This window comes from Rhodococcus sp. BP22, from assembly GCF_014281965.1.
Taxonomy (GTDB): Bacteria; Actinomycetota; Actinomycetes; order Mycobacteriales; family Mycobacteriaceae; genus Rhodococcoides.
In genome coordinates, this window is record NZ_JACFTB010000005.1 from 349,275 (window position 1) to 363,605 (window position 14,331).

Annotated in this window: 9 protein-coding genes; 4 read left to right on the forward strand and 5 right to left on the reverse strand. The window is 62.3% G+C overall.

What is annotated here, in order from left to right:
* The first annotated feature begins 221 nt into the window (after positions 1 to 221).
* From H2510_RS13415 to H2510_RS13430, 4 genes are read left to right on the forward strand one after another with little or no spacing between them, the layout of a single operon-like run.
* Positions 222 to 2,189 carry a hypothetical protein gene (locus H2510_RS13415; RefSeq protein ID WP_186628787.1) on the forward strand — a complete coding sequence of 656 codons (1,968 nt, stop codon included), beginning with the start codon at positions 222 to 224 and terminating at the stop codon, positions 2,187 to 2,189.
* The gene (locus H2510_RS13420; protein ID WP_186628788.1) at positions 2,186 to 3,748 is read left to right on the forward strand and encodes a hypothetical protein; all 1,563 of its coding nucleotides are present in this window, start codon (positions 2,186 to 2,188) and stop codon (positions 3,746 to 3,748) included. The genes H2510_RS13415 and H2510_RS13420 overlap by 4 nt, the downstream gene beginning before the upstream one ends.
* On the forward strand, positions 3,718 to 5,241 hold the full coding sequence (locus H2510_RS13425) for a glycosyltransferase (RefSeq protein ID WP_186628789.1): 1,524 nt from the start codon (positions 3,718 to 3,720) through the stop codon (positions 5,239 to 5,241). Before H2510_RS13420 ends, H2510_RS13425 begins: the two co-directional genes overlap by 31 nt.
* Entirely contained in the window at positions 5,238 to 6,884 is a 1,647-nt protein-coding gene (locus H2510_RS13430) for a glycosyltransferase family 39 protein (RefSeq protein ID WP_186628790.1), read from the forward strand. The genes H2510_RS13425 and H2510_RS13430 overlap by 4 nt, the downstream gene beginning before the upstream one ends.
* 25 nt (positions 6,885 to 6,909) lie before the next feature.
* On the opposite strand, the gene H2510_RS13435 is transcribed toward H2510_RS13430, so the two are convergent.
* From H2510_RS13435 to H2510_RS13455, 5 genes are all read right to left on the reverse strand, one after another.
* The gene (locus tag H2510_RS13435; protein WP_315901367.1) at positions 6,910 to 7,914 is read right to left on the reverse strand and encodes a DUF3089 domain-containing protein; all 1,005 of its coding nucleotides are present in this window, start codon (positions 7,912 to 7,914) and stop codon (positions 6,910 to 6,912) included.
* A 71-nt stretch (positions 7,915 to 7,985) separates the two neighbouring features.
* The gene (locus H2510_RS13440) at positions 7,986 to 9,959 is read right to left on the reverse strand and encodes a hypothetical protein (RefSeq protein WP_186628911.1); all 1,974 of its coding nucleotides are present in this window, start codon (positions 9,957 to 9,959) and stop codon (positions 7,986 to 7,988) included.
* Between the two features lie 89 nt (positions 9,960 to 10,048).
* The gene (locus tag H2510_RS13445) at positions 10,049 to 11,290 is read right to left on the reverse strand and encodes an acetyl-CoA carboxylase biotin carboxylase subunit family protein (protein ID WP_186628791.1); all 1,242 of its coding nucleotides are present in this window, start codon (positions 11,288 to 11,290) and stop codon (positions 10,049 to 10,051) included.
* A gap of 111 nt (positions 11,291 to 11,401) precedes the next feature.
* Positions 11,402 to 13,066 (reverse strand): FAD-binding dehydrogenase, encoded by a 1,665-nt coding sequence (locus tag H2510_RS13450; RefSeq protein WP_186628912.1) that lies wholly within the window; start codon positions 13,064 to 13,066, stop codon positions 11,402 to 11,404.
* Positions 13,067 to 13,243: 177 nt separating this feature from the next.
* A complete protein-coding gene (locus H2510_RS13455) occupies positions 13,244 to 14,299 on the reverse strand; it encodes an NAD(P)H-binding protein (RefSeq protein ID WP_186628792.1) in 1,056 nt (351 codons plus the stop codon).
* Between the last annotated feature and the right edge of the window lie 32 nt (positions 14,300 to 14,331).

Below are 14,331 nucleotides of genomic sequence, written 5' to 3' on the forward strand. Positions count from 1 at the left end.
GATTGTTTATCTCCACGCTTTTCAGGGGTCCCCTCACCTGGTCACGGTCGGTAACGATAAATTCGATAAACATCGAGGACTCTTCACTCCTGATCGGTCATAATAATTCTCGAGAGATGCCACTTCCACCTAAAGGGCCGGACTATTTGATGTCGTCGACTATTGGTGTGCCTTCACGCTGTAATGCTCGAATAGCCGCGATCGGTGGGATCGTTGCGATTATGGTCCTTTCTTCCGTACCTGGAATCGCGCACGCGCAGGACGCGGACGCGGAAGAGACGGATCCGATCTCGCTGTCCCTCAGCGAGACCGGCCTAGGTAGTTCGATTGCACTGAATGGGCAGAGTGGCCGTACTCAGATCACCGTGCCGGTGCCACCGGGTACCGGGCCGTCGTCGTTGAACGCGGTGCTCACCGTCCCGGCCTGGCTCGATCGAGGTTGGATCGATGTGGAGTCCGGCAACCGGCCCATCTCACGTGTCGCGCTCGGGGGTGACGCACCGACCATCCCTGTCTCCATCCCGCTGGCAGCAGTTCCAGTTGTCGACGGAGCTGTGACCCTCGATCTCGCGTCGACGCTGATTCCCGACGCGGGCTTCTGCCCGAATGTCCTCGACGCGCAGCTGCGACTCCTCGACGCCAGAGTCGATTTCACCGGTGTGCCGTCGATCCCGCGCACGATCTCCGAGTTCCTGCCGCCGGTACTTCGGCAGCTCACAGTGTTCATGCCTGCCCAGCCCAACCGCGACATGATCTCCGCAGTGTTGACACTGACGACTTCGGTGATCGACTACTACGGTGCGCAGCCCGTTCGGGTCCTCGTGCGTCCGGACACCGAATTGCAGGGGTCGCAACCGGACAAGGCGTTCGAACGGTCCGTCGTCGTGGCCGAAAACAAGGACGCCGGAGCAGAACTGATCTTTCCCATCGATCAATCACCTCCACGGCTGTTCGTCACCGGTAGCGGTACGGCGCTGACCGATCAAACTCGATTGATCACCAGCAGCATCTCCGAGTTGGCGGTGACGACCAAAGCACTCGCGGGGGCGTCGGCTCCTCGCGCTGTCCTTGCGCCGGACTCGACGACACTCGACGATCTCGGAATCGGGACTGTCACCGGGAAGGGCGACACCACCGCAACTGCGTCTCTCACGCTCGATCAAGCGCGCCTCGGCCGCTCGGTCTCGGACGTGTCGCTGCATCTGACCGGAAATTACACACCGGGCGTCGGATCGATCACTGCCGGAGTGGGAGGCAAGACGATCGCATCGTGGTCCGCCGACGATTCGGGTCGGTTGGATCAGTGGGTCGAGATCCCGAACGCCGAGCTGCGGAAAGCTATCACCCTCGACGTCAGCGTCGAGCACCCCTCGGATTCGGCCGCCGGATGTGACACGCAGGCAGCGTCGACCATCACGATCGACGGTTCCACTGTCGTCCGATCCGGACCTTCCTCGACGCCGGCTCCGCTGGGATTCGGATCGCTGCCGCAAGCCTTGATGCCGCAGTTCGACGTAGCGATGACCCAGGAAACCTTCGCCGATACCGCCCGTGCCGTCTCGGTCGTGACCGGACTGCAGCGCCTGTCCGCCAGGCCGATCATGCCGCAGGTCGTTTCTCTCGACGACGCGCTCGCCAGCTCCGACCCGGCCGTCGTGATTGCCGCAGACGGCGGTCTACCGGACTCGCTCACGTTGCCGTTGTCCTCGTCCGGAGCTACCACGTTCTCGATCGCAACGCAGGAATCAGACTCCGAATCAGACTCGGAGACCAGCTCCTCGCTCACCGTCGATCCAGGGGTGTCTTACGCCAGCCTGCAGGTGACTACGACCGAGAACAACCAGGCACTGTTGGTGGCATCGTCGACAGGCAAAGGGGGCCGGCTCGACGCACTTCTGGGTTGGCTCGACGCCGATCCGTCGCGTTGGTTCGGCCGCAGCGGCGACATTCTCTTCGCTGCACCGGGAATCGAGCCGGTGTCGTTGTCGAGCGGGGACCTGGCAGGGGAGTCATCGGGGGAGTCGACGGAGGCCAGCGGGTCCGGCGTCGATCGCCTGAGCGTGACGCTTCTCGGAATTGCCGGCGCAGTATTGCTCGTCGCTCTCGTAGGAGCGGTCGTCCTCGTTGTGCGCTCTCGCCGCTCTGGTCGCCGTCGCCACCGCCGCCGCGACGATTCACCGCCGTCATGACCGCCGATGCCGAGGCCGGACCCGACAACACCGGGGAAGGGGACTCGAGCAGCGACGACGTCGAACATCTCGATTCAGCACCGGAGAAAACGGGATGGACGGCGCACCCGGCCACGATGATCGTGCTTCGGTGGCTTCTGCTCACCGGGTGCGTCGTGGTCGCGTTCTTCCCCACCTGGAAGCGGGTGTTGGAGGAAGCCACGAACGGCGCCATCACCGCATACATTTTCGTGCTCCCGTTCCTGGCGGCTGTGGCCGCGCAGGGGGTGGCTCGCCGCCGGGCCGGAGAGCTGCCGATTCACGATCGACAGACCGACGTCATTGTCGGCGGTCTCGCGTTGCTGGCATCGATCGCCGTCAAAGCCTTGTGGTTGCCGCGTTACTCCGAGCAGTACGCACTCGCGCACCTCGATATCCTGTCGGCGTTGGTGTTCTTCTTCGGCGGCGCGATCCTGTTGTTCGGTCTTCGGCCGGTCGGCCGATTCTGGTCGGTGTGGTTGCTGCTGCTGGCATTGAGCCCGTTGATGTATCGGTTGGTCGCCATCAACGTCGGTGGAAGCCGATTCGCCTACGGAGCAGTGCTGGTGGTGTTGGGCGGGGTCGCAGGTGCGATAGCTGTCGGTCGTACTCGTCGTAGGGCGTGGCTCGGATTCGTCTGCACGGTGGCGACGGGGTTTGCGGTGCTGGCGTTCATCTTGGCCCTCTGGCCTCGAATCGATGTCGTTCTGATGCAACTCATCCCGACGGTCGGTGCCTCGATGGTGATCGGGGTGGGATTCTATTTGCTCTCCCGGCGCGGTGAGAGCAAGAAACCGTTGCCGAAGGGCATGTCCTCGTCTTCGGCGAAACGGTCTCCGAGTTCGGCGATCATGGTGATCGTTGCTGCGGTGATCCTGCTCTTTCTGCCGCTGCCCGAGACAACGGTCATCCCGGATACCGCCGGCCCTCCGGGATCGACGTCCGTGCCGTTGGTTCCGCCGACCGGGTGGAACCGGACAGCGCTCCAATCGTACGACTGGGTGCGCTCGTACTTCGGTCAAACAGCGACGCTGACCCGGCAGACGATGAAAGCCGAAGACGGAAACCCCGAATGGGACATCCAATCACGACCACGAACTGTCGTCGTGGACGTCCTCTCCACCACCAACCGAGCCAGCTTGGCGATCTATCCGGAAAGCACTCTGTATCGGCTGAGCAATACCCGCACCAGCGCTCCACTGCAGGTGCCCCTCGGGCACGGAGTGACCGGAACCCTGTACACCTCGGTCAGCGACGCATTGTTGTTGACCTGGACAAAATTGGTCTTCACCTGGGTACGCGGCGACGTCACCCAGCGGGTGACGATCATCAGCGTGGACAATCACGAGGACGGCGCTTCATTCCCCAGGCCGATACCGTCGATGGCGTCGAACGTCGGTACCAGTCTCGCAACATTCCTTCGCGGCAATTCCATCATCGCCGACACCGAACCGGAGTACAAAGACCGCACGCTGCTGGCCTCGTTCGGTACCGGTCTCGTTCGGGCGCAATGGAAAACCGATACCCGAGGTGGACAGTGAGCACCACACCGCGGACGCCGCCGCGCGTCGGTGAGGAGACAGAGCAGTTTCGCGCAGAGGCGCTCGACGACGCCATCAACGGACTCGCCCGACGAAATCCATTGGCGTCGGCTGCGATTGCCTTCGTGCCGTGGCAGAAGTACACCGCCATCTCCATCGCCGTTCTCACTCTGGTGAGCGCCCTGCTGAATCCTGTTCCGACACTGCTGGTATTGACGGTGTTGTGCACGCTGGGTTATCTGGCGATGATGTTCGACCGCCTGTTGATCTTCTCCCGAGGGCTGGATGCGACAGCGATCGTGACGGTCACCGATGAGCAAGCACTCGCGATTCCGGACGAACTTCTCCCCGCGTACACGATTTTGGTCCCGGCGTACAACGAGCCCGAGGTTGTCGGCGACCTCATCGCCGCCATGACCAACCTGAACTATCCGCCGGACAAACTACAAGTTCTGCTGCTGTTGGAAGAGGACGACGACGTCACCATCGACGCGGCGGCGCGCAGCGGAGTCAGCCAGATCGTGGAGGTAATCCTCGTCCCTGCCGGCGACCCTCGTACCAAACCGAAGGCCTGCAACTACGGACTGCATTTTGCGACCGGAACCATTGTCACGATCTTCGACGCCGAAGATCTCCCCGAACCTCTGCAGCTGCGTAGGGTCATCGCCGCGTTCGACCGTCTGCCCGATACCGTGGCCTGCGTACAAGCAAAGTTGGCATTCCACAACGGCTCTCAGAATCTGCTGACCGGATGGTTCACCGCGGACTACGCGCTGTGGTTCGGCTACTTGCTCCCCGGTTTGATGCGCAGCACCTCACCGATTCCGTTGGGCGGCACCTCCAATCATCTCCGGCGTGACGTCATCGAGCAGGTAGGCGCGTGGGACGGCTTCAACGTCACCGAGGATGCCGATCTCGGAGTGCGTATCGCCGCATCCGGTTACTCCACCGCGGTACTGGATTCGATCACACTCGAGGAAGCGAACAGTGACCCGATCAACTGGGTCAGACAGCGTTCACGCTGGTACAAGGGTTACCTTCAGACGTGGTTGGTGCATATGCGTCGACCCGTCGCTACCGTGCGTGCGCTGGGCCCGGTCGGCACCTACCGGTTGACGTTGTTGTTGGCGGGTACTCCGATCAGTGCCTGCATCAACATGATCTTCTGGTTCACCACTGCCGCTTGGATTCTCGGGCAACCAGCACTCGTGGCCGCACTGTTCCCGCCGTACATCTACTACTTCTCGCTGGTGTCACTGATCATCGGCAACGTCGCCACCATCTACATGTACCTGATCGCCAGTCGGGAAAGCGACAACGCTTACCTTCTCGTTCCGAGTCTGACGATGCCGCTGTACTGGGTGATGATGAGCGTTGCTGCAATCAAGGGATGCTGGCAGCTCATTCGGAACCCGTCGTACTGGGAGAAGACCTTTCACGGACTGAACACGCCGACCGCGGCAGCCGTCGAGACCGAAGAGGCTCTTCCGTGAGCTCTCGCGCACCGTGGATCGTCTTCACCGCATCATTGGCGGGCTACCTTGCGTTCGGGTTGACGCTGAGCCTGAGGTTCGGCTACCTACTCGGCGACGCATTGTCACGGACCTCTGCAGCACAGTCGGTTCTCCTGAGCCGCGACCCACATGTGTCCGCCATCGGATTCATCTTCACCCCGTTGACTGCGTTGGCACAGTTGCCGATCGTTGCGTTGTCTTCGTGGTGGCCGGCGATCACCCGGTGGAACATCTCCGGAGTCGTGGTCTCGGCAGCGTTCATGGCAGGTGCTGTCGTGATGGTGTATGGAATCTGTCGCGACCGGGGTCTTTCGGCCCGGTACTGCGTGCTCGTCACGGTGGTGTTCGCGATCAACCCGATGATCGTCTTCTACGGTGCGAACGGTATGAGCGAAGCAGTGTTTCTGTTCTTCGTCTGCTGGGCGGTGCGGCGCTTGATCCGCTGGGTACATACCGACGACGTCCACGATCTGGTGGTCGCCGGTATCGCGCTGGCGCTGGCCTACCTCACCCGATACGACGGCGTCGTCGCTATCGCCGGTGCCGCTGTGCTGGTCGCGGTGATCACGGTGATGCGACGGGGCAGAGCGCAGTGGCGGACGATGATTCGCCGCGCCGTGCTCGACGGGGTGCTCGTGGCCGGGCCGGGTTTCGCCGCGTTCGTGGTGTGGACCGGGACGAGTTGGTTGATCACCGGGGAAGCGTTGGCCCAATTGTCCTCGGGCTACGGCAATGCCGCGATTCTTGCGCAGTCCGGCGGTTCGACGGGAACAGCGCTGGGCAACACCGTGTTCGCGGTGACGGCCATTGTTGTGCTGGGGCCTGCCCTGTTGGTGGCCCTGCCGGTATCAGCGGTCCTCGCATTACGGCGACGCGATCTGGAATTCTTGGTCGGCCCGGTCGTATTCGGGGCGGTGCTCGCATTCCAGGCCGTCAGCTTCATCGGCGGCTCCACCTTCGGCTTTCTGCGGTTCTATATCTGCGCGATACCGCTCGCCGTGGTCGCATTGGTGCAATTGGTTCCGCCGCGAGGCAATCCGCACACGAGGCGAGAAGGTGCGTTCCACCGTCCCCGGCCGGTTCGTGCGATGGTGCCGGCAGGGGTCGGCGTCGGGCTGGTGGTGTTGTCGGTGCTGGCAGTGCCGGTCACCGGCTGGGCGATGGTGCAGCCGAAGCTGGCCCCCCAGGAATATGCGCTGGGATATCTACTCGACCCGACCCCCTCGGCCGACGATGCCGATGCAGTCGCAGCTCGCACGATCATCGACTCGTTCGCCACCGAACGCGAACTCGCCGCATATCTGGACGCACAGAATCTGCCCGAAGGATCGGTTCTCGTCGACACCGTCTACGGGTTCGCGGTGGTCGCCGCGTCGTCGAACCCCTCGCAGTTCGTCGTTCCCTCCGACCAGGATTTCACGACGATTCTCAACGATCCTGCGGCAGCGGGAGTGAAGTACCTGCTGACGGTTCCCAACACCGGGCGTGGCGAATCCGACGCCGTCAACCGCAGGTATCCGACGATCTACGACAACGGTGCCACCATCTCCACACTCGCATTCGAGGTCCCCACTACGGGTGCAGATCAACCGAATTGGCGCATCTATCAGGTCGTCGATTGAGGCGAACCGGTAAAGCGTTGCTCGACTATCGACCGGCGGCGTCGTATGCCGCGCCTTGAACACCGACGAGATCTACCAGGTCTCGTTGGGCGACGTTCATGTCCACCTGATGAATTCCCCAGTTCGGGGCCGGCACTGCCGGGATGAGCGAGGCCCCGGGCCCGTCGACCATGAGAACACGCGGGCCCTCGCCGGTTGTGCATCGAGCACGGAAGCCGTCGACTGCTTGACCCGCGATGATCCCGCGGATGGGAGCGTCGGCGTTCTCGCGTAAGGACCCTGGATTGGTGCACAGCACTTCGACGTCGGGTCCGGCCGTGTTCGGCGGCAGACCGAACCTCGCGTCTTCAGGCGCAGGATTGGAGAATGCCGAATAGGCGACGACACAACCGGTTTGCGTCGGATCGGTGCATGCGGGCACCGAATCGAAGTCGCCGCCCACACCCTCGCCCTTGCGGACGAGCACGTTCCCGCCGATCAGCAGCGCCGAGACCAGTTTCGATTGGGCCGGCTGACCATCGATGTGATCGGCGATCAGCTTCCGCAGGACGAAAGTGCCCTGGGAGTGTCCGATGAGGACCACGCCGCGGCCGTTGTTGTGGTGCTCGAGGTAGTCGTCCCAGGCATTCTCGATATCGGCGTACGCAAGATTCCCGGCGGCGGTGCGTTCTTCCGCCGTCCCGGCGAACAATGCGCGCAAGGTGGTCTGCCGGTACACGGGCGCCCACACGTTGCAATTCTCTCCGAAAGGAGCGGCCTGCAAGGCTGCCACAGCGCGCAACTCGGGAGAGGTGTCGAAGTTCGCGTTGGTGCTCTGTTGCAACGATGCGGTGGGGTAGACGTAGAAGCAGTCGACCGGAGCCCCCGACCTACCGCCGCACGGGTCGCCTTGCTGGCCGGGCTGACACAGCCAGGTCGTCGTCGCCGCGGGAGCAGGTTCGGCAGACACCGGCGAAGCGACCATAGCGAAGAACATCGTGGCCAGCACACCGGCGCGAAGCACCAGGCCGGCGGGACGTGGGATCGGCACGAAGGTGACGATAGCAGGGCAGGTGCCTGGCCACGGGGAGTCCAGGAAACGGCCCTGAAACGCCTCCGAAACTACCGATCTTCCTCGCTTGCGCCCCGAGGCAGCCTGTCTGCGCCCCAACTGCGTTCGATGAATCCGATGATGTTCTCGACATCTTCCGCCGGAATCTTGTCCGGCTCACCTTCCTCGAGCGGATCGGCGTGAAAGATGTAGAGGCGAGAGGCGAACTGGTCGAACGGCAGGGATCCCTCACCGGCTCGTTCACCGTTTCCTGCGGTCCCGACGACGACGCCGTCACCCCAATCCTGGCCGCTGTCGTTGTTCGGGTTGAAAAAATAGACCCGCATGATGCCGTCGGGATCGGCGGTGACACGCAGGATGGCGATCGCATGCCAGCCGATGTAGCGGGCCGCGCTGTCGGTGACGGCGACGCCGGCCGGCTGCGGGTGAATCAGCGGCTGACCACCGTTGTACGCGGGATGATAGGAGGCGTGAAACTGGCGAATGAAGCCGTCGAGGTCGATCAGATTTCCGGTCGCGACGTCGACGTTGATGTGGAATTCGCGAGCCGACCACCAGCCGTGGAACTCGGGATTGACCCAGCGATGCGGGTCGCCTTCGCGGTCGGCGCAGCGTCGGACCATCTCTGCGTAAATTCGGTCGAGGTGCGGCACCAACAGCAACGAAACCGGATCGAGGTCGATCGGATCGGTGGTAGCGACGCCGCCCACGCTATCGGTCGAGGAGATCGGTTGACCCTCGAAGTGCATGACGATCTCGTCATCACGTGCAGCCCAGACGACCATCTGCAGCAGATAGTCGGGATCGTTGTACGCCCACATGGACAGTGCTCGCGCAGACTGGCACGTGGGATTGTCACCTTGGCCGACACCGAGTGGTTGGCCGAGCATCGACAACAGTCCACCGAGCAACCGCGACTCCGGATCGGGGCCCGGACCGAATGCGACAAGCATTCTCTCGCGCACCTTCGGTGACAGCTTCAAAGAAATCTGCCGCCACAGGGAAGGGACTACCGGCGGCTCGTACAGAGTCCCCCGGTCGAGAAGCAGCGCCAGGCCGTACAGGCACTGTGCTGTCTCCGGATACACGGTCTCGGAAACGAGCCGCTGAACGAGTTCCGGATATCGCTGCAGACAGGTCCTGCCGGTGTCGGACAGTCCGAGCGCCTCGGCCAGTACATAACTGTTGTTCTCGACCAGATAACGCATGAGGGTCGCGTGATAGGGCGAGACCAACCCGGTGTCGTGCATTGCCCGGGCGAAACCGCGTGCCTCGAACTGCAGAGCCTCCGAATCCATGACCGCGAGCCGCGACCGATAGACGTCGACCCCGGGGTCCTCCCGACACGCTTCGGTAGTGCCGAACAGTGCCGTGATCAACCGGTCGAGACCCTGCCCTGACGTACCGAGATCCACGGTGGGGTCGTCGCGGTAGATCGCGATGCGGGTGACCATCGCCTTGACGTTGTCCACCTGAATCGGGCGTTGACGCAACACACGCCAAATCTCTTCGAGGAGTTCGTCGAGAACGCTGTCGTAACCGATCTGTTCGGCTACGTAACCGAACAGATCGCGAATGAGATGAGCTGTGCGCCCGAGTCGAACTCGTTCTGCCTCCGACGGCGCTGTGAACAACACTTCGAGGTTCATGGCGAGGACCTGGGACAGGAACCGGCGAGCATTTTCCGGCGTCACCGCCGGGTGGTCGTATTCGCCGGCAACGATCGCCACCATCCGAAGTTCACTCGTCGCTTCGAGCACTACGGTGTCGTTGTTGCCGCTTCGCAGGCTCGGGCCGACGAACGCCGGAACGAGGATATCCGGCTGCGCCCAGTCCGATCCGGCGAACAGTCCCGCGTTCTCGAGCAGTTCGGCACGCTCCCGAATCGCTGCACAGCCGCCGGGTTGCGACAGCACACGATGCAACGAGTCGAGGACGCGTCGGAGCTTGCTGCTCTTGGTGAACTCCGGAGCAGTTGCGAATGCCTCGGTTGCGTGATCGAGCTGCTCGAGACGCGAAGCCAATGCTCGATCGACTGCTGTGGTCGCATCGGTGACCGACGGTTTTTCCGTCGACTGTGCCGGTGGCGTGTGGTCGTCCCCGAATTCGTGCCTCACACGTAGAAGTCCAGTTCTTCCTGTTGTTTGAGCAGATCACGCATCCGGTACGGATCTTCGCCGAAGAAGTACAGCAATCCCCAGTGCGTACCGAAAGCCGTACGCTTGGTGACGGTCTCCTCGACGGGTGCCGAGAGGTCGTTCGTCTCGTAGTAGTCGTCGTCCAAGGTGACGTCGGGAATGACGAGGTTGCTGACGACGCGTCGACGGGGGTACACACCGAAGCAGCCGGCAACACCGGTGGCGTCGACGACCTCCTTGGGGAAGAAGGCGTCGATCTCTTCCTCGGTGGTCTTCGGGTCGAACGCCAGTACCAGGCCCTGGTAAGCATTGAATCCGTAGGCACGCTCCAGCAGCTCGAAAACCTTGAAACCTGGTGGCCGGTAAGCAACTTCGCCGAAGTACATCTCGCCGTCGCTGGTGACGAAGTACTCGGGGTGGATGAACCCGAATTCGATCTCGAAGGTCTTGATCAGCTTCTCGATCTGGACGGTGATCTGATCGCGGTACTTCTCGAGCTCGGGGGTGGCGGGTACGAATACCGAGTATCCGAGGGTCACGTACTCGGAGATGTTGAGGAACTTGATCTTTCCGTTGTGAATCCACGCTTCGACGGCGAACTCCCAGCCGTCGAGATGCGATTCCATCAGAGCCGGGAATTCCTCGTCCGGGATCGAGTCGACGTCGTCAGGTGTCCTGATCACCCGGTGGCCGAGGCAGCCCGCCTTGTCGAACGCTTTGACGTGAATCGGGTCGTTGGGGTCGCCGTCGAGTTTGAGGAGAGTTTGGTTGACGCGTTTGAGGAAGCGGATCACATCTTCACGGTCGTGAGCCTCCTCGAAGATCCCGACGCGAATCCCACCGAGCTGTGCACGACGCTTCATCAGGGACTTGTCTCGCAACAACATCGCCTGCCCGAACAGGCGTGGGTTGCCCAGCAGTACCGAGTTGATGGCGCCGGCCCACTCGACAGTTTCCTCGTACAGCGGGATCGCGACATCGACACCCATATCGCGCAGTGTTTCGGCGATCTCGAGCGAACGGTCGTTGAGACGTTCGAAGTTCCACGGAAGATAGGGAATATCGTGCTCAGTGCAGTATTGCTCGGCCCAATCCGGAGCCACGACCACATACCTGCGGTCGAACTTGTCGAGGGCTTCCACAGCCGGCAAGCTCCAGCCGAGTAGTGCTACGTAGCCCTTGTCCGGATTCTTCTCGAGCCGTGCAGGCTGAGACATAAAGATCCTTCCCAATCGGTGTTCCGTGGTCGAAGTCCTCCGCTCCACGGTACAGAGTGCGCACTGCGCGACCGACGGGCTACCTCTAGGCGCACTGTCTGTCGGCCACGCTCACACTCCCTGTGCCAATGCGCGTCCGGCTTGCCGACCACTGAATATGCAGCCGCCGAGGAAGGTGCCCTCCAGCGATCGATATCCGTGCACACCGCCGCCGCCGAACCCGGCGATCTCACCGGCTGCCCACAGTCCCGGCACTGTAGTCCCGTCCGAATTCTGCACGCGCCCATCGAGATCGGTCTGGATTCCACCGAGGGTCTTGCGGGTGATGATGTTCAGTCGCACTGCGATCAACGGACCGGACTTGGGATCGAGGATCTTGTGCAACGACGCAGTGCGAGCTATCCGCTCGCCGCGGGAGCGTCGAGAATTGTGAATCGCGGAGACTTGCAGGTCCTTGGTGAACGGGTTGTCCGTCTCACGGTCTCGTGCGGTGATCTGGCGCTCGAGATCGCGAGCATCGATCAGGTTGTCGCCGGTGATCTTGTTCATGCCTGCGACCAGCTCGGATATTGTTTTTGCAACGACGAAGTCCTCGCCGTGCTCTTTGAATGCCTCGACCGGTCCGCTGGCTCCGGGTAGTACCCGTCCGAGAACGAGTTTGAGGTTCTTGTCCGTGATGTCGGGGTTCTGCTCGGATCCCGAGAGCGCGAACTCCTTCTCGATGATTTTTTGCGTGAGAACGAACCACGAGTAGTCGTATCCGCTGTCCTGAATTGTTTTCAGCGTGCCGAGAGTGTCGAAGCCGGGGAAGTTCGGGACCGGGAAGCGTTGTCCGCGTGCGTCGAACCACATCGAAGACGGGCCGGGGATGATGCGAATCCCATGGTTCTTCCAGATGGGATTCCAATTCTTGATTCCCTCGGTGTAGTGCCACATCCGGTCCTTGTTGACCAGTCGGCCACCTGCACGCTCGGTGATGCCGAGCATGCGTCCGTCGACATGCTCGGGTACCCCGGAGATCATCGACGTCGGGGGTGTGCCCAATCGGGCGGGCCAATTCTCCCGCACCAGATCGTGATTGGCGCCGATTCCACCGGCGGTGACCAATACGGCGCCGGCATGAAGTTCGAACTCCTCGACCTCGACCCGCGTGCTTCCCGAACCCCGGACCGAGGTGCTGGGCTCGAGAACCGATCCTCGGACGCCGTCTACGACGCCGTCGGTGATGGTGAGATCGTCCACGCGATGGCGGAATCCGAAGCGCACCAAGCCTTTCGCGGCAGCCTCGCGAACCCGCCGTTCGAACGGGGCGAGAACGCCGGGGCCTGTTCCCCAGGTGAGGTGGAAGCGTGGCACCGAGTTGCCGTGGCCCTCGGCGAGGTAGCCGCCGCGTTCGGCCCAACCGACGATAGGAACCCACCGCATTCCCTGCGCGTGCAGCCATGAGCGCTTCTCACCCGCCGCAAACTCCAAGTAGGCCTGTGCCCACTGATAACCCCAGTAGTCCTCGCCCTTGGGGTCGTCGATGCCGCGGTCGAACGTCGCGGTGCCGAGCCAATCCTGCAACGCCAATTCGGGGGAGTCCTTGATGCCCATCCTGCGCTGCTCAGGGGTATCGATCATGAACAGGCCACCGAGTGACCAGAAGGCCTGGCCACCGAGATTCTGTTCCGGTTCCTGATCGAGCAGAAGCACTCGCTTGCCCGCGTCAGCCAGTTCGGCGGTGGCCACCAGACCTGCCAGACCAGCACCGACCACGATTACGTCCGCATCCATCATCGAACCTCTTCCCCTTTTGTTCCCCTGAACGCTTCTGCTGCACGCCAGTGCACCATGTCGTGTCGGTCTCGACAATAGAGATCCGCGTCCAAGGGCGAAGAACAGCCTCGCTCGAGCACCCAGCCAGTCGTAATGTGATGTCGGGTTTGCGCTGTTCTCCGTGGTAGAGCAGGCCTAGCTTCGTACGACGCCCAACGCCAGACGCGACATCAGCCCGGTCGGCCGATGCCGAATCACTGTGTCCTGCAGAGTGACTACGCCCCCGGCCCACGACGGGTCCGTATCCGCTGCCTTCTGCGGATCGACCCGCGCCTCGGTACCACTTCGCGCCGAGTCGGTGATCGAGCGTTCGAGCGATTCGATCAGGCCGATCAGTGGCGTACTCGGGTCTGCAAACTCTTCGGTTGCCGCATTGCCACGCCGAACGATCATCTCGTGATCGAGGCTCTCCACGAGCGAGGTCACCGTGCCTTGGGGCATCTGTGTGATTGCTGCAACGGCTCTGCCCACCAAGGAGACAGGGGCGAAAGGCACCGGAATTCTCGGCCGACGAAGTCCGGCGACGCGGGCATATGTGCCGAGCAGTTCCGGATACGTCAATACTTCCTCCCCACCGATGTCGAACGATCCTGTGATGGGATCCGGTCGGAGTGATGCAGCGACTATCCGCACTACATCGGCCACCGCGATCGGTTGGACCTTGTGGTTCATCCAGGTCGGCACAGGTGTGACGGGGAGGCGTTCGGTCATACGACGTACCAGTTCGAAGGACGTCGATCCCGACCCCAGGATGATCGCGGCCCGCAGCACTGTTGCCTCGACGGAGCTTGCCAGGAAGGTCTCCTCCACCTGCAAACGAGAACGCAAGTGATCGGACAACTCGGTGCTGTCGTCGGGAATCAGGCCGGAGACATAGACGATGCGCTCGACGCCGTTCTTTTCGGCGGCGGCGGCCATGCGCTCTGCTGCCTCTGCATCCTTACGGACGAAATCGCCCTCGTCCATCGAATGGACCAGGTAGACGACCGCGTCGACACCGGCCGTTGCGGTGTCGAAGGTGTCGTGATCGTCGAGGTCGAACCGGGCCGTATCGACCTGATCACCCCATGCGAAGGAAGACTTCTTCTCCGGGTCGCGCATCGCAGCGACAACCTCGTGTTCGGCGTCGATCAGGGTGGGGACGAGACGGGACCCGATGTACCCGGTTGCGCCAGTGACCAGCACTCTCATGGTGGAATCCTCTTTCCGTAGGACGCCGCGAT

Coding starts and splice junctions, on each gene's coding strand:
- H2510_RS13415 (WP_186628787.1), top strand. CDS start 222: ATGGTCCTTTCTTCCGTACCTGGAATCGCGCACGCGCAGGACGCGGAC.
- H2510_RS13450 (WP_186628912.1), bottom strand. CDS start 13,066: ATGGATGCGGACGTAATCGTGGTCGGTGCTGGTCTGGCAGGTCTGGTG.
- H2510_RS13425 (WP_186628789.1), top strand. CDS start 3,718: ATGGAAAACCGATACCCGAGGTGGACAGTGAGCACCACACCGCGGACG.
- H2510_RS13455 (WP_186628792.1), bottom strand. CDS start 14,299: ATGAGAGTGCTGGTCACTGGCGCAACCGGGTACATCGGGTCCCGTCTC.
- H2510_RS13420 (WP_186628788.1), top strand. CDS start 2,186: ATGACCGCCGATGCCGAGGCCGGACCCGACAACACCGGGGAAGGGGAC.
- H2510_RS13445 (WP_186628791.1), bottom strand. CDS start 11,290: ATGTCTCAGCCTGCACGGCTCGAGAAGAATCCGGACAAGGGCTACGTA.